This window comes from Brevibacterium mcbrellneri ATCC 49030, assembly GCF_000178455.1.
GTDB classification, from domain to species: domain Bacteria; phylum Actinomycetota; class Actinomycetes; order Actinomycetales; family Brevibacteriaceae; genus Brevibacterium; species Brevibacterium mcbrellneri.
In genome coordinates, this window is the sequence record NZ_ADNU01000046.1 from 70,308 (window position 1) to 85,506 (window position 15,199).

General features: G+C 55.3%; 14 protein-coding genes. 6 read left to right on the forward strand and 8 right to left on the reverse strand.

Annotated features, from left to right (window positions below; all coding sequences use genetic code 11):
• Positions 1–324: 324 nt before the first annotated feature.
• From HMPREF0183_RS07945 to HMPREF0183_RS07970, 6 genes are all read right to left on the reverse strand, one after another.
• The gene (locus tag HMPREF0183_RS07945; protein WP_005884794.1) at positions 325–726 is read right to left on the reverse strand and encodes a cytochrome c oxidase subunit 4; all 402 of its coding nucleotides are present in this window, start codon (positions 724–726) and stop codon (positions 325–327) included.
• The gene (ctaD, locus tag HMPREF0183_RS07950; protein ID WP_005884796.1) at positions 723–2,435 is read right to left on the reverse strand and encodes an aa3-type cytochrome oxidase subunit I; all 1,713 of its coding nucleotides are present in this window, start codon (positions 2,433–2,435) and stop codon (positions 723–725) included. Before ctaD ends, HMPREF0183_RS07945 begins: the two co-directional genes overlap by 4 nt.
• Positions 2,435–3,325 carry an aa3-type cytochrome oxidase subunit II gene (gene ctaC / locus HMPREF0183_RS07955; protein WP_040348661.1) on the reverse strand — a complete coding sequence of 297 codons (891 nt, stop codon included), beginning with the start codon at positions 3,323–3,325 and terminating at the stop codon, positions 2,435–2,437. Before ctaC ends, ctaD begins: the two co-directional genes overlap by 1 nt.
• A gap of 114 nt (positions 3,326–3,439) precedes the next feature.
• Complete coding sequence (gene aat / locus HMPREF0183_RS07960; protein WP_005884800.1) at positions 3,440–4,078, reverse strand: leucyl/phenylalanyl-tRNA--protein transferase; 639 nt, start codon at positions 4,076–4,078, stop codon at positions 3,440–3,442.
• Positions 4,079–4,115: 37 nt separating this feature from the next.
• Positions 4,116–4,457, reverse strand: a complete 342-nt coding sequence (locus HMPREF0183_RS07965) for a HesB/IscA family protein (RefSeq protein WP_005884802.1) — start codon at positions 4,455–4,457, stop codon at positions 4,116–4,118.
• A gap of 80 nt (positions 4,458–4,537) precedes the next feature.
• Complete coding sequence (locus tag HMPREF0183_RS07970) at positions 4,538–5,956, reverse strand: dipeptidase (RefSeq protein WP_005884804.1); 1,419 nt, start codon at positions 5,954–5,956, stop codon at positions 4,538–4,540.
• Positions 5,957–5,968: 12 nt separating this feature from the next.
• Between HMPREF0183_RS07970 and HMPREF0183_RS07975 the strand changes: the two genes are divergently transcribed.
• Complete coding sequence (locus HMPREF0183_RS07975) at positions 5,969–6,586, forward strand: DUF3043 domain-containing protein (RefSeq protein WP_005884806.1); 618 nt, start codon at positions 5,969–5,971, stop codon at positions 6,584–6,586.
• On the opposite strand, the gene HMPREF0183_RS07980 is transcribed toward HMPREF0183_RS07975, so the two are convergent.
• Complete coding sequence (locus HMPREF0183_RS07980) at positions 6,561–7,628, reverse strand: quinone-dependent dihydroorotate dehydrogenase (RefSeq protein ID WP_040348602.1); 1,068 nt, start codon at positions 7,626–7,628, stop codon at positions 6,561–6,563. The genes HMPREF0183_RS07975 and HMPREF0183_RS07980 overlap by 26 nt on opposite strands.
• 68 nt (positions 7,629–7,696) lie before the next feature.
• On the opposite strand from HMPREF0183_RS07980, the gene HMPREF0183_RS07985 reads away from it, so the two are divergent.
• The 3 genes from HMPREF0183_RS07985 to sucB all read left to right on the forward strand — a co-directional run bounded on the left by HMPREF0183_RS07985 (position 7,697) and on the right by sucB (position 12,544).
• Positions 7,697–9,157, forward strand: a complete 1,461-nt coding sequence (locus HMPREF0183_RS07985; RefSeq protein WP_005884810.1) for a leucyl aminopeptidase — start codon at positions 7,697–7,699, stop codon at positions 9,155–9,157.
• Positions 9,158–9,337: 180 nt separating this feature from the next.
• On the forward strand, positions 9,338–10,729 hold the full coding sequence (gene lpdA / locus HMPREF0183_RS07990; protein WP_040348604.1) for a dihydrolipoyl dehydrogenase: 1,392 nt from the start codon (positions 9,338–9,340) through the stop codon (positions 10,727–10,729).
• A gap of 15 nt (positions 10,730–10,744) precedes the next feature.
• Complete coding sequence (sucB, locus tag HMPREF0183_RS07995) at positions 10,745–12,544, forward strand: 2-oxoglutarate dehydrogenase, E2 component, dihydrolipoamide succinyltransferase (RefSeq protein WP_005884815.1); 1,800 nt, start codon at positions 10,745–10,747, stop codon at positions 12,542–12,544.
• Positions 12,545–12,602: 58 nt separating this feature from the next.
• Here sucB and HMPREF0183_RS08000 read toward each other — a convergent pair whose 3' ends face one another.
• On the reverse strand, positions 12,603–13,352 hold the full coding sequence (locus HMPREF0183_RS08000) for a hypothetical protein (RefSeq protein WP_156798210.1): 750 nt from the start codon (positions 13,350–13,352) through the stop codon (positions 12,603–12,605).
• A gap of 137 nt (positions 13,353–13,489) precedes the next feature.
• Between HMPREF0183_RS08000 and lipB the strand changes: the two genes are divergently transcribed.
• Positions 13,490–14,128 (forward strand): lipoyl(octanoyl) transferase LipB, encoded by a 639-nt coding sequence (gene lipB / locus HMPREF0183_RS08005; protein ID WP_040348605.1) that lies wholly within the window; start codon positions 13,490–13,492, stop codon positions 14,126–14,128.
• A gap of 14 nt (positions 14,129–14,142) precedes the next feature.
• A complete protein-coding gene (locus HMPREF0183_RS08010) occupies positions 14,143–15,183 on the forward strand; it encodes a lipoyl synthase (protein WP_005884821.1) in 1,041 nt (346 codons plus the stop codon).
• The last annotated feature ends 16 nt before the right edge of the window (positions 15,184–15,199 follow it).

The window sequence follows — 15,199 nt, forward strand, 5'->3', positions numbered from 1 at the left end:
TGTATGGAGGCCGGGTGCATCAGGGGTACGGCAAATACGTCAGGTGGTTTTCTCCACAGCCCTGAGCTGTTGTTAGACTAATGGCCTTCTAGGTGCATGGTGGCCTCGCAACTGCTGGGTGTTCTGCATCTGCTCGGTAGACAACATCTGCTTCGCGTAGCAGTCCAAGTGAAGTGACCCGAGTGATGTAGCTGTGACCACACGGCGCAAAGCGAGCGAAACTACGCAATGTAACGCACCGTATTGCTCGCTTTGTGCACGGACGCAGGCGTACAAAAGGGGCCACAGCGTAAAAACGCTGCGGCCCCTTGTAATGCTTAACGCTTAGTGCGCGTGGTCTCCTCGGTCGTATTCGTATACAAGACCTACAAGACCTACGAGTGCAATAGCAGCTCCGAACGGCATAATCCAAAAGCCAACTGCGACACCAATAAAGACAATCGCAGCTCCGGTAGCGAGCACAATTGGCCACCAAGACCATGGGCTATAGAACCCGTACTCGTACACTTCGTCGGAGATCTCACCAGCTTCATTGTCCTGGGGCTGGTCACCAACACTCTTGTGGTGCAAGAGGATGTAGCCACCAACCATGATCGACATGAGGCCGGTGACGATGAGCGCAGGGAAACCAACCATTTCTTGGAAGTCGGTTAGGAACCCGTACACAATACCCACTGGAATGAAGAAGAACGCAGTGGTCAGCATAATCCATCCGGCTGATTTCACTTGGAAGCTCCTTCGCTCTTAGCAGGCAGTGAGTAGGAATCGCGAGGGTGTCCCGCCAGCTCCAACAGTTCGGGGTGGTTAGCGTCAAACGCTGGACGCTCTGAACGGATACGTGGCAGTGACGTGAAGTTGTGGCGTGGAGGTGGGCATGAGGTTGCCCACTCGAGCGATCCGCCGTAACCCCATGGGTCATCCACCGTAACCTTAGGAGCGTTACGTGCAGTGATCCACACGTTCCAGAACCACGGGATCATCGAGAGAGCAAGCAAAAGCGCTCCCACCGTGGACACCTCGTTGAGGAACGTCCAACCGTCCTGTGGCAAGAAGTCAGCGTAACGACGTGGCATACCTTCAGCGCCCAACCAGTGCTGCACCAAGAAGGTGCCGTGGAAACCGAAGAACAGCAACCAGAAGTGGATCTTACCAAGGGTTTCGTTCAGCATCTTTCCAGTCCACTTTGGCCACCAGAAGTAGAATCCTGCGAACATCGCGAAGACCACGGTTCCGAAGATCACGTAGTGGAAGTGAGCCACAACGAAGTAAGAGTCAGCGATCTGCTGGTCAAGAGCTGGGCTAGCGAGAATCACACCGGTGAGTCCACCGAACACGAAGCTCACGAGGAAGCCAATTGACCAGAGCATAGGTGTTTCGAAGGTCAAGGATCCCTTGAACATTGTGAAGATCCAGTTGAAGATCTTCACACCTGTAGGAACCGCGATGAGCATGGTCATGAACGCGAAGAACGGCAACATAACAGCTCCGGTCACGTACATGTGATGTGCCCACACAGAGATCGAAAGGGCAGCAATGGTGATTGTCGCGTAGACCAGCATCTTGTAACCGAAGATTGGCTTACGGCTAAAGACAGGGAAGATCTCCGACACAATTCCAAAGAATGGAAGCGCAATCACATAGACCTCTGGGTGTCCGAAGAACCAGAAGAGGTGCTGCCACAGAATCGGTCCACCATTTTCAGGGCTGAAGATGTGTGCACCGAAGATACGGTCTGCTCCCAAAGCGAACAGCGAAGCCGCAAGAGGAGGGAACGCCATCAGGATGAGGATACCGGTAATGAGGGTGTTCCACGAGAAAATGGACATACGGAACATGGTCATACCAGGTGCACGCATCGTGATGATGGTGGTAATGAAGTTAACACCACCAAGAATGGTTCCGAAGCCCTGGAACGCAAGTCCAAGGACCCACAGGTGACCACCGATACCCGGCGTGTAGGTCGTGTTACTCAACGGCGCATATGCGGTCCAACCAAAGGATGCGGCACCCTGAGGTGTCAGGAATCCGGAGCACGCGATGAGCGATCCGAACAGAAACAGCCAGAAGGCAAACGCGTTCAGACGTGGGAATGCGACGTCTGGTGCACCGATTTGCAGAGGCATCATCACATTCGCGAAACCAGCAAACAGTGGTGTTGCGAACATCAGAAGCATGATCGTTCCGTGCATCGTGAACAGCTGGTTGTACTGTTCCTTCGTTTCGATGAACTGCATGCCTGGCTCGAACAGCTCGGCGCGCAACAGCAGCGCCATCACACCACCGATGCAGAAGAAGATGAACGAAGTGATCAGGTACATGTACCCAATGGTCTTGTGGTCAGTCGACGTCATCCAGTTGACGATAACTTTACCCAGGCTCTTAGGAACCTTGGGCCCGTCAATAGATGACTGTGTTTCATTGACGACTGCAGTCATTACTTATCCCCTTCCTTGGTGTAAGGGTTCTTGTACCATTCGGTACGGTCCAGCTCTGGTCCGAGGCGACCCTCATTGCCTTCAGCCTTGAGCTTTTCGGTGTACGCCTTGTACTCGTCAAGAGAAACAACCTTGACGTTGAAGATCATTTCTGCGTGGAACTCACCGCAAAGTTCGGCACACTTTCCGAGGTATTCGCCTTCCTTGTCCATGCGAAGGTGAATCTTCTCAGTGCGACCTGGGATCATGTCACGTTTTTCGAGGAATGCAGGAACCCAGAATGAGTGGATGACATCGCGAGACCGCAGTTCGATCTCGACGTCGGTGTTCGATGGGAGGTACAGAGTCGGTGCGTCGATTCCAGGCTGTTCAGTCCCGTCGAGGTTGACCTGCTTTCCGCCGTAGTACGCGTTTTCAGTCAGGTAGTTGAAGTCCCAAGCCCACTGCTTACCAACAACCTCGACCTTCACTTCGCCTGGCGTGTCGTCATACACCGTTTTGTCGAGTGTGTTCACAGTTGCGAAGAAGAAGCCCACAACCAAGATGATGGGGAGAACGGTGTACATGATTTCAACCGGCATGTTGTACTGCACCTGAACGGGCAGACCGCGGTCATTCTTGCGACGACGGAAAGCAATAATGCAGAACAGCATGAGGCCCCAGGTGATAGCACCTACGGCGAGCAACGCGATCCAACTACCGTTCCACAACGCGATGTAGTGGTCGGTGTGGCTAGTTGCACCTTTTGATTCTGGGGGGAAGAAGCCGACTTCCCACTGCTCTTTTGTACAACCTGCGAGAAGTACCGTGCTGGCTAGTCCGCCTAATACGCCAACTCGCTTAGCCCAGCGTGCGCCAGACTTGCGTACTGGCTGATTCGGAGAATCCACGTGCAGCCTTTCGAAACCTAGTCGAACCGTAATGCCCGGCAAGAAGCCAGCCAAAAGGTCCGAGCACAAACCTTGACGAATACACCTTACCGCTACATGCGGTAGAAATTCACGTTAACTGCCCGATTTATGGGAAATTCCTGAAAAATCTACATCGTGTAGCGCTAGCTCAAGCCGATCACGGTATTCGCCCGCCCACATCTGCGACACACCCAAGCTCGCTAAGTGCGGGGTTTGCCACTGCGTGTCGATGATCCAAGTATCGCCACATTCGGCATCCAGGGTACGAACCAGCTCTACAAGTGCCGCTTTCGACGCATCAGTCACACGGTGAAACATCGATTCGCCGGCGAACAGCCTTCCCAACCACACGCCGTAGAGACCACCTACCAGACAGCCATCCCGCCAGACTTCAACCGAATGTGCCACATCTAGGTCGTGGAGTTTGCAATACAAATCGCGAATATCAGGCGTGATCCATGCGCCCGGACGGTCAGGATCAGCGCACGCATCAACGACCTCGGGAAAGGCATTATCACAAGAAAACGTGAACCGGCGCATCGACTTCCGCAGGCTCTTACTCACGCGCAAGTCCCCAGGGAGCAACGCTCCGCGACGCACGGGCGACCACCACCCTATTGGGCCACTCCCCTGTTCACCTAGCCCCATAGGGAAGAGTCCGCTGCGGTAAGCAGAAAGGACCCCAGGCACCGTGAGTTCGTTGCTAACGCAACACAGGTCCCTGGGGTCCATCGCCGAGGTCGTCGTAGTTTACGCTGGATTCAGGCTTTTAGCTAAAGGAGTCACCGCACGCGCAGGATCCCTGAGCGTTGGGATTGTCGATGGTGAAGCCTTGCTTTTCGATGGTGTCTGAAAAGTCGATAGTTGAGCCGTCCAAGTAGGGAACACTCATGCGGTCAACGATGACTTCAACCCCGTCGAAGTCACGAACCGCGTCACCATCGAGGACGCGCTCGTCGAAATAGAGCTGGTAGATGAGCCCGGAGCATCCGCCTGGTTGCACCGCAATGCGCAGACGGAGGTCGTCGCGACCTTCCTGTTCAAGGAGGCTACGGACTTTGTCGGCGGCAACCGTTGAGAGTTCAACACCGTGGGTTGCTGTTGCGGTCATGTGTTCTCCTTAATAAGTATTCCGTCACACGTCGTCCGTTCATGCGTAACGTACTCCACGCGCATTCTATTCCGATTATTCTATTCCGACTGACCTAACCGGTGAAGAAGCAGAGCTTCTGAAACGATCGCTGACTTGAAGTCCGGCAAGAATAGAGACTCATTTGCGCTGTGGGCACGTGTATCAGGGTCTTCAATTCCTGTGACCAAGATTGACGCTTGTGGGAAAACTTCTAACAGGTCCGCGATAAAAGGAATGGACCCACCGAGTCCCATATCGACGACGTCTGTGCCGAACCCGTCGCTGATTGCTTGTTTAGCAACAGCCACACGCGGGTCGTCCAGATTGGCTTGCCACGGTGCACCCGACTCCTCTGGGCCAAACTCCAAGGTTGCGCCAAATGGAACATTTTCCTCTACGTGCTGCTTGAGCTTCGACAAAGCGTCCTGTGGGTCCTGGCCGGGTGCCAGACGCATGGAAACTTTGGCACGTACTGACGCTTGCAGAGTGTTCGACGAGTGGTCGACGTCCGGAATGTCGATGCCAATTACAGTGAGCGCAGGCTTGGACCACACGCGACTTGCGAATGGACCGGACCCAATCAGTTCGGTGCTGTCGAGAACGCCGGAGTCCTTGCGGATTGTCGCTTCGTCGTAGTCGTTTGCAACGTCCTCATTCTGAACGAGCCCCTCTACCGCAACGGAGCCGTCATCGTTATGGAGCGTGTTCAGCAGGCGAATCATCGCCATGCCCGCATCAGGAACCAGACCTCCGTACATTCCAGAGTGAACAGAGTGGTTGAGCGTTGTGAGCGAGAACTCAAGAGCAACCATGCCGCGGAGGCTCACGGTGAGCGCTGGCACGCGTTCGGCCCAGTTACCAGAGTCGGCCACCACGATCACGTCGCCTTCGAGTTTGTCCCGGTACGTGTGGAGGAAATTGTTGAAGCTAGGCGAACCGGCTTCTTCTTCACCTTCGATGAAGAGGACCACCCCCACGTTGAGTTTGTCCCCTAAGAGCTTGAGCGCAGCTAAGTGCACCATGACACCGGCTTTGTCATCGGCGGCTCCACGTCCGTACATGCGGTCGCCTTTGACAGTTGCGACGAAGGGTTCGGTATTCCACAGCGCAACGTCGCCGGTGGGCTGAACGTCGTGGTGGGCATACAGGACAACGGTGGGGCGACCTTCTGGTGCTGCTTTGCGCGCAACAACAGCCAGGTAGCCTTCTTCCCCGCTGGGGGTTGCTGCGGTGAGAATCTCTACCGAATCAAAGGAAAGTTCGCGCGCCATCTCGGCGACGACCTCGGCGCTCTTTTCTACATGTGCGCGATCATAGGCCGGCCATGCGACAGACTCGATCGAGACCAACTCCGAGAGTTGAGCGAGCACGCGATCAAACTCTGCGTCGAGGGCCGCGCGTAGAGATTCGGGCGTCAAAACGTCGGAAACAGCTGAATCTGGGTGACCCGCCTGGGCGGGGTGCGAGTTGTTAGTCATACTTCCGATACTATGTTGGGCGTGTTTGGACGGAAAAAAGACAAAGCGACGGATGCTCAGGAAGTTGAGCAGAACACGGCTCCAGAAGAGCCGACCGTTCGTGATGCCGAAGCTAAAAAGAACAGGCCCACGCCCACCCGCAAAGAGCAGGAAGCGAAGCGGAAACGCTCTCTTGTGCCCGATGACCGGAAAGAGGCGAAGCGTAAGTACCGTGCGGAAATGGCGAAACAACGTGATGAGGCCCGCCGAGGTGTCCTCGAGGGTGACGAGCGTTATTTGACTGCCCGCGACAGGGGGCCGCAGCGACGCTACGTGCGTGACTTTGTGGACGCGCGGTTTTCGATTGGCGAGCTACTGATCCCCGTGGCCGTGGTTGTTTTGATCGTGGGGATTTTCAGCAATCAGCAGATTCAGTTGTACGCGACAATCGTGGTGTACGGACTGTTTGCCTTGATCATCCTGGATTCGATCTTCCTCAACTACCAGCTCCGAGGACGTATGGCCCAGAAGTTCGGGGGCAAGGAGAACCTGGAACGCGGACTCGGTTTCTACGCGACTATGCGCGCCATCCAGCTACGGGTTCTGCGCACGCCGCGCGCCAAGGTTAAGCGTGGCGAATACCCTTCGTAATCTGTGACGCCCAGCCGGGTCCGCGGTAGATCATTCCCGTGTAGCCCTGCACCAGCGACGCACCTGCGGCCAGACGCTCGTGAGCGTGGGCCGCAGTTTCTATTCCGCCTACGGAAACCAACGTGAGCGCGTCGGTGTGAGACCTGATGAGGCGCAACACTTCTAGCGACCTGTCAGCAACCGGGCGCCCAGAGATGCCACCGGCTTCTGCTTGGGCCAGCTCTTTGTCTTTTCCGCTTAAAACCTCACGGTTAATTGTGGTGTTCGTGCAGATGAGCCCGTCAACGCCAGTATCGATGCACATGTCAGTGACTTCTAGAATGTCCTGGTCGTTCAGATCAGGCGCAATCTTCACGAGTAGTGGTACGTGACCCAGGGTCGAGCGTGGATTGCGCACAGCCTCATCTGCTTCAGCGCGCACGGCGTCGACAATGGGACGCAACGTGTCGATCGCTTGTAGGTCGCGCAGCCCCGGCGTGTTGGGTGAGCTGACGTTGATGACCATATAGTCCGCAAGGGGGCTCAAAAGGCGTGCCGAGGTCGCGTAGTCGCTGACCGCGTCTTCGGCAGGAACGACCTTGGTCTTCCCAATGTTGATCCCAACGATGGGCCTTCGTGACTCAGGTAGCACCCGCAGCTTCTTGAGCTCAGCCCGGATGTTGAAGACGGCCTGCCGGGCTCCGTCGTTGTTAAAGCCCATGCGGTTGAGAATCGCTCCGTGATCTGTGAGCCTAAACAGGCGAGGCTTAGGGTTGCCCGGTTGTGAGTGGGCGGTGATCGTGCCTACTTCAATGTGGCCAAAACCCAGACGTGCAAGAGCACGGATCGCGCTACCGTTCTTGTCGAACCCTGCTGCCAGCCCCACACGGTTAGGAAACCGAAGGCCAAGCACGTTCGCTGGATCGGGAGCTGTCCCGTACATCTCGGCGAGATAGGAACCAAGACCTGCCATATCCAGCGCCCTGAGCGCAGTCATGCTCATGTGGTGTGCGCGTTCTGGGTCGACGTGAGTCAGGGCGTTGCGAAACAAGAAGTCATACACACACTCATGGTATCCGGCCGGTTGGTCTAGTATCGAAAAGAACCCAATAAACGGAAGGAATGTTACTAATGCCAACAGTCCCGGTTTCAGTGTCGGCTTCGAATGTTTCTGCATCGAAGGTCAAGGCTGACATTTTGGTCGTAGCGAAAACACACAACGGCGCTGTTCTCGCTGAGTTGGACAAAACGGTCGTCAAAGAGCTCACAGGCGCGCTTGATGCGATCGACTTCGCTGGTAAAGCCGGTTCGTCAGTGCGTGTCGCCGCACCCAAAGGTGTAAGTGCGAAAAGCGTCGCGGTCATTGGCGTTGGTGAAGTTGAGAAGTTGGAAGATGACCTCGAAAAGTTGCGTCAGCATGTGGGGTCATTCACCCGTGGGTTGGACGCCGAGGTCTCCGTCGCCTTTGCGCTGCCCACCCCCACCGCCGAGGTCGCAGCTGCGATCACGTTGGGCGCCGTGTTGGGTGCGTACCGCTACAACGACTATGTGAGCGAAAAGAAGAAGACCGCTTCTGAAATCACCGTTATCACCGCTAAGAAGTTCAAGGACGCTGTTGAAGAGGCCCGTATTATCGCGTCCGGTGTGACTGGTGCTCGTGACCTGGTGAACCAACCTCCGTTGGACCTATACCCAGAAACCTTCGCAAACCGCGTGAGCGAACTCTCCAAGGGGCGCAAGGTCAAGGCTACGGTTTACGACGCCAAGTACCTGGAAGAGAACGGTTACGGCGGCCTGCACGGTGTGGGCCGTGGATCCGCACGCGGTCCTCGTTTGGTTAAGCTCGAGTACTCCCCCAAGAAGGCTGAGAAGCACTTGGCGCTTGTGGGTAAGGGAATCACCTTTGATTCCGGTGGTCTGTCGCTTAAGCCTGCGCAGTCCATGGAGGAAATGAAGTCAGACATGGGTGGTGCAGCAGCAGCCGCACACACACTGTTCGCTGTTGCCGACCTCGGGCTGAACGTCAAGGTCACCGCATGGCTGTGCCTGGCTGAGAACATGCCTGACGGCAACGCTCAGCGTCCGTCCGATGTTGTCACGATTCTGGGTGGTAAGACCGTTGAAATTACCAACACCGACGCTGAAGGGCGCCTGGTGCTGGCTGACGGTCTGGTTTCCGCACAGAAGGACAACCCAGACCTTGTTATTGACATTGCAACGCTGACCGGCGCTCAGATTGTGGCGCTGGGTAAGCGCACGACGGGTGTGATGGGGACCGAGGCTGCGCGTGACAACGTCTGTGAAGCAGCTCACGCAGCTGGCGAACAGATGTGGCCAATGCCATTCCCCGAGGAAATCCGCGACCAGTTCCGCTCCGCGACTGCAGACCTGAAGAACTCCGGTACACGCGAGGGTGGAATGCTCGCAGCCGGTATCTTCCTGAAGGAATTCATTGAAGAAGGAACGGAATGGGCACACATCGACATTGCTGGCCCGTCGTTCACAACAAGCCCATGGGGTTACACGCCCGAAGGTGGGACTGGTGTTCCAGTGCGGACGCTCATTGAAGTCGCCCGAGGACTGAGCAAATAACCCTAAGCACGCAAGCGGTTATGCGGACGTGAAGCATGGAATGTGGTGTGAACCTTTGTGTTGTTCGCACCACATTCGGCTTTCTTCCCGCAACGTGTTGCCAAATTTTTCCCAGTTCGTGGAAAGATAAGAGTAACCGCTGATACGGCAATTTGTTTTCACGAGTATGAGGAGCTCATCGTGGTTGATTCTAAGAACTCGTACGACTTGGTCATTCTGGGAGGCGGAACAGCTGGATATTCGGCTGCAATCCGTGCTTCACAGCTTGACATGAAGGTCGCACTTATCGAACGCGACAAGGTGGGCGGTACGTGCCTCCACCGTGGGTGCATTCCCACTAAGGCGCTGTTGCACGTAGCCGAAATCGCGCACAGCGTTCGCGACTCCAAGAGCTTCGGAATCCTTTCCGAGTTCCATGGTGTAGACATGGAAGCGGCGATCAAGTTCAAAGACGGAATTGTCGACCGTAACTACAAGGGTCTGTCCGGTATGATCAAGGCCGACGGTGTTGACCTGATTAGCGGTGAAGCCAAGCTTAAGGACCAGTCGACTGTGACTGTGTCGACCGATGAGGGTGAACTTGAACTTAACGCAAAGAACATCATCCTGGCTACTGGTTCCGAACCTAAGACGATCGGAATTGAAATTGGTGGACGCGTTCTCACCAGTACTGAAGCCTTGAGCCACACCGAGGTGCCTGGCAGCGCGATCGTTCTGGGTGGCGGTGTGATCGGTTGTGAGTTCGCAAGCATCTGGTCATCACTGGGTTCGGAAGTCACCATTGTTGAAGGTCTCCCCCGCCTCGTCGCAAACGAAGACGCCGACATTTCAAAAGAACTCGAAAAGGCTTTCCGCCGTCGCAAGATCAAGTCCAAGCTGGGCGTGAAGTTCAAGAGCGTCGAACAGGACGACAACGGCGTAAAGGTTCAACTCGAAGACGGTTCAGAACTCGAAGCTGATGTTCTTCTTGTCGCTGTTGGTCGTGGACCGGTGACTGCCGACTTCGGTTATGAAGAAGCAGGTATCAAGCTCGACCGTGGATTCGTTGTCACCAATGAACGCCTGCACACCGGCGTCGGAAACATCTGGGCAATCGGTGACATTGTTCCTGGTCTGCAGCTGGCACACCGTTCGTTTGGTCACGGAATCTTCGTGGCAGAAGAAATTGCGGGACTTGAACCAACTCCAGTCGATGAAAACGGTGTGCCACGCGCCACCTACTCAGAACCTGAAATCTTCTCCGTGGGACTCACCGAGGACCAGGCTAAAGAAAAGTATGGCGAAGACAAGATCGCAAGCGTGAAGTTCCCACTGGGCGGTAACGCGAAGTCTGCGATTCTCAAGACCAACGGCTTCGTTAAGGCTGTCCGCGTGAAGGAAGGGCCGGTTGTGGGTCTGTGCGGAATTGGAGCACGTTTCTCCGAACAGGTTGGTGAAGCGCAGCTCATCATCAACTGGGAAGCATTCCCAGAAGAAGTCGCACACCTGATCCACGGACACCCAACTCAGAACGAAGCAATCGGCGAAGCCATGCTCGCTCTTGCCGGTAAGCCACTCCACTTCCACAACTGATTCAGGGGAAAATACATGTCTAACTCCGTACAGATGCCAGCCCTCGGTGAATCCGTGACCGAAGGTACCGTTACACGCTGGCTCAAAGAAGTCGGCGAAGAAGTAGAAGTCGACGAACCGTTACTTGAGGTTTCGACCGACAAGGTCGACACCGAAATCCCCAGCCCTTACGCGGGTGTCCTCGAGAAGATTCTTGCTGATGAGGACGACGTTGTAGAAGTTGGTGGAGACCTCGCAATCATTGGCGATGGCTCCGGTGGGGGCGACTCGTCTGACGAAGACACTGAAGAAGAGACTCAGGAAGAAACTGAGGATGATTCTGAGGAAGAATCTGCCGAAGACGCTTCAAGCGATGACAGCGCTGAGGAAGACTCGGCTGATGACGCGTCAGCGGAAAAGGCTGAAGGCTCGAAGCCAGCCTCATCGGGTGAGTCCAGCGAGGTTCCTATGCCTGCTCTGGGTGAGTCGGTGACCGAAGGAACCATTACTCGCTGGCTCAAGGAAGTTGGCGAGGAAGTCGAGGTCGACGAACCACTCGTCGAGGTTTCGACCGACAAGGTTGACACCGAAATTCCTTCGCCGGTAGCCGGAGTTCTTCTTGAGCAACTCGCCGCTGAAGACGACGAGGTTGAGGTCGGTGCTCCACTGGCACGCATTGGATCCGGCGACGCTTCCGCTGACGACTCTTCTTCACAAGACGACGAGCCTAAGGAAGAACCAAAGGAAGAGCCCAAGGCTGAAGAGGCCCCTAAGGAAGCTCCTAAGGAAGAGCCCAAGGCAGAAGAAGCTCCTAAGGAAGAACCTAAAAAGGAAGAACCCAAGAAGGAAGCTGACGCATCTGCAGAAGTCAAGACACAGTCGGTCAGGGGCATGTCACGTCCAAACGCTGGCGCTTATGTGACTCCTCTGGTGCGTAAGCTTGCACGCGAAAAGGGCGTGGATCTGGACACTGTAGAAGGAACGGGTGTGGGCAGACGTATCCGCAAGGAGGACGTCCTCAACGCTGTTTCCTCTTCGCCAGCTGCAACCACCTCGGCGCCGGTTGCTCCAAAGGGACCACACACGGTGGAAATCCCAGAGGACGTGAAGAAGCTGCGTGGCACCACGCAGAAGGCTTCCCGCATTCGCCGGACAATCGCATCACGTATGCGCGATTCGCTCCAGAACTCCGCTCAGCTCACCCAGGTGATCGAAGTGGACATGACTCGCGTTTCGCGTCTGCGGAAGCAGCACAAGGACACATTCCAGAGCACTCACGGTGTAAAGCTCACCTACTTGCCGTTCTTCGCAAAGGCAGTTGTCGAAGCCCTGCAGGTTCACCCTAAAGTCAACGCACAGTACGACGTTGATGCGAAGGAAATCACCTACTTCGACCACGAAAACCTGGCAATCGCGGTAGACACCGAACGTGGGCTACTGGTTCCGGTTGTCAAGGACGCTGGTGGAATGTCACTGGCTGAACTGTCAAAGTCGATCGACGACCTTGCAGAGCGCACGCGTTCTGGAACGATCGGCCCCGATGAACTGTCCGGTGGAACCTTCACCATCACCAACATCGGCTCGGTAGGCGCACTGTTTGACACGCCAATCATCAACTCACCTCAGATGGGCATTCTGGGCACCGGCGTGATCACCAAGCGCCCAGTCGTAGTCAAGACCGAGGACGGCGAAGAGTCCATCGCGATCCGCGACATGGTCTACCTGCCGCTGACCTACAACCACGAACTGGTTGATGGTGCTGACGCAGGCCGTTTCCTGCAGACCATCAAGGCTCGCTTGGAAGAAGGAAACTTCGAAGCTGACCTTGACCTGTAAGTCGAGCTAAGAACAAAGCGGGAGGTGCTTAGACACCTCCCTCTTTGTTTATTTATGTCTACTCTGTGACCTCCCAAACGCGCCACCGCTTGTCCACCTTCTTAAGCGTGAGTGTCAGGCGCACGCCCTTCTCCGGGTGAGCGGTGACTGTTGCGGTAACGACGGCAGAATCATTCGTCTCGCTGACCACGTCGATGTCCGTAGCGTCAATTGCGATGTCCACTCCCCCGTACTTGTGAAGATCATCGAATTTTTCTGCCTGCCGTGCAGGTGAACCGTCCGCAGTAAGAGAGCGCAAGAGTTTTTCATCGGCCGTACTGAAGGCCAGAGCCCGTTCATTACACAAACGAATCACGGCATCATGGGCTGACTCTTCGTGTGTTGGTCGTTTCTCCGAACCACTGGGAGCGCTTTGGGCAACAGTCTGCTCACTGCCCCGTGGAACAAACGCGAGGACTACAATCACAGCAACGAGTACCACTCCTGCAGCCATGATGATGAGGTCATAGCGTCGAGGTCGTTTTTGGGTGCGTCTTTTTCTTCTGGTGGGTTGTGTACGACTTGCCTGTTTGCGAGTACCCTGCTTTTGAGTGCCTTCCGGTTCGTTTTTTCGCAGTGCGGCGACAACCGTTGGCAACTCCGTTGTGGGCGCGTTAGCCGCATCAGGTGACTGCTTGTTCAGTGGTTCGGGTGCTTCAGGTTCCTCCTCTTTGGAAGGGAAGGACGACTGAGAAGTGCTGCTGTTGTTCTTCCTATGGAGGTTCCGTAAGTATTCTTCGATGGGTTCCATGACACTAGATCCGTTCATGCTTTCAACAACCAAACAACGCTGTTTGATGTCGTTTGATCTTATTTAGCATACTTTGTGAGTGTAAGAAAAACTAGAGTGTCATGTTCGTCACTTTGTATTTGGGTGTCGACACTATCCGGTCTAGGGTTATCGGTATGGCTTTCATTGTCGAAAAGTTGGGTTTCGCTCCCGAGTTTGTTGACTACACAGATGCACTCGATGTGCAGAACCAGTACCACAGCGACGTGGTGAATGGGACACGGGAATCAACCCTGCTCGTGATCGAGCACAGCGCTACGTACACAGCTGGCAAACGCACAGAACCCCACGAGAGGCCTCAGGACGGTACTCCTGTTATCGATATCGACCGAGGTGGGAAAATCACGTGGCACGGCCCCGGCCAGCTGGTTGTCTACCCGATTTACCGCCTGCGTGAAGCCCACCAGGTTCGCCTGTACGTGGATCAGATCGAAAAGGCCGGCATTGCCCTGCTGGCCGAATACGGCATTCAGGCAGGCCAGGTCGAAGGACGCTCGGGTGTATGGTTGCCAGCAACTGACACACAACCAGAACGCAAGATTTTAGCGATCGGGATTCGCATCCATCAGGGCGTGGCGATGCACGGCCTTGCACTCAACTGCTCGAATTCCAACGCGGGCTTCGACATGATCGTCCCATGCGGCATTGCTGATGCTGGTGTCACGTCAATTTCTGCAGAGATTGGTAGAACCGTCAACCCCAGCGACGTAGCAGACCGCTTGATTGAACTTTTGAACGAACACATCACCGCATAAGAAGGAATTAAAAAGTGACAATTGCTCCTGAAGGCCGCAAACTGCTTCGAGTTGAAGCACGTAACCAGCAGACGCCTATTGAGGACAAGCCTAAGTGGATCAAGGCTAAAGCAAACATCGGGCCAGAGTTTACCGAACTCAAATCTTTAGTCCGTAACTCCAAGCTCAACACGGTGTGTGAAGAAGCCGGCTGTCCGAACATTTTCGAATGCTGGGAAGACCGAGAAGCAACCTTCCTCATCGGTGGCGAGCAGTGTACGCGTCGTTGTGACTTCTGCCAGATCGAGACCGGAAAGCCACAAGAGCTCGACCGTGACGAACCGCGACGTGTTGCAGAGTCGGTAGCCAAAATGGGCCTTCGCTACTCAACCGTGACCGGTGTTGCGCGCGATGACCTTCCGGACGGCGGTGCATGGCTCTACGCCGAGACTGTACGCCGGATTCACGCCCTTGAACACCCTGACGGTCAGGGAACTGGTGTCGAACTCCTCATTCCTGACTTCCAAAACAGGGACGACGACCTCGATGAAGTGTTCTCATCACGACCAGAAGTCTTGGGCCACAACCTCGAGACAGTGCCCAGGATCTTCAAGCGTATTCGCCCCGCTTTCCGCTACGAACGTTCGCTTGAAGTGCTGACAAAAGCACGCAAGGCCGGGCTCATCACCAAATCGAACCTTATTTTGGGAATGGGCGAAACCAACGAAGAAGCTATTGAAGCTCTACGCGATCTGCACGAAGCGGGAACCGACCTCGTGACCATCACCCAGTACCTGCGGCCCAGCTCTCTCCACCACCCCATCGACCGTTGGGTCAAGCCACAGGATTTCGTTGAACTGCGTGACGCTGCCCTGGAGATCGGCTTCTTGGGTGTCATGTCAGGTCCGCTGGTGCGTTCGTCCTACCGAGCAGGACGCCTGTGGGCTGGTGCGATGCGTAAACGTGGACAAGAAATCCCTGCTCACTTAAGTCACCTCGACAAGGAATTCCCTGCAAAGCAGGAGGCACAGTCGGTAGTTGATACGTTTGGTGCTGGCGAAGAGGTAAAATTCTAGGTCGAAGTAGAAGTAC

What these genes read in the sequence shown, in the direction of transcription:
- HMPREF0183_RS07985 (WP_005884810.1), top strand. Translation starts at nt 7,697, where the DNA reads ATGCCAACAGTCCCGGTTTCAGTGTCGGCTTCGAATGTTTCTGCATCG.
- HMPREF0183_RS07970 (WP_005884804.1), bottom strand. Translation starts at nt 5,956, where the DNA reads ATGACTAACAACTCGCACCCCGCCCAGGCGGGTCACCCAGATTCAGCT.
- HMPREF0183_RS07965 (WP_005884802.1), bottom strand. Translation starts at nt 4,457, where the DNA reads ATGACCGCAACAGCAACCCACGGTGTTGAACTCTCAACGGTTGCCGCC.
- lipB (WP_040348605.1), top strand. Translation starts at nt 13,490, where the DNA reads ATGGCTTTCATTGTCGAAAAGTTGGGTTTCGCTCCCGAGTTTGTTGAC.
- HMPREF0183_RS08000 (WP_156798210.1), bottom strand. Translation starts at nt 13,352, where the DNA reads ATGAACGGATCTAGTGTCATGGAACCCATCGAAGAATACTTACGGAAC.
- HMPREF0183_RS07975 (WP_005884806.1), top strand. Translation starts at nt 5,969, where the DNA reads ATGTTGGGCGTGTTTGGACGGAAAAAAGACAAAGCGACGGATGCTCAG.
- sucB (WP_005884815.1), top strand. Translation starts at nt 10,745, where the DNA reads ATGTCTAACTCCGTACAGATGCCAGCCCTCGGTGAATCCGTGACCGAA.
- aat (WP_005884800.1), bottom strand. Translation starts at nt 4,078, where the DNA reads ATGGACCCCAGGGACCTGTGTTGCGTTAGCAACGAACTCACGGTGCCT.
- ctaD (WP_005884796.1), bottom strand. Translation starts at nt 2,435, where the DNA reads ATGACTGCAGTCGTCAATGAAACACAGTCATCTATTGACGGGCCCAAG.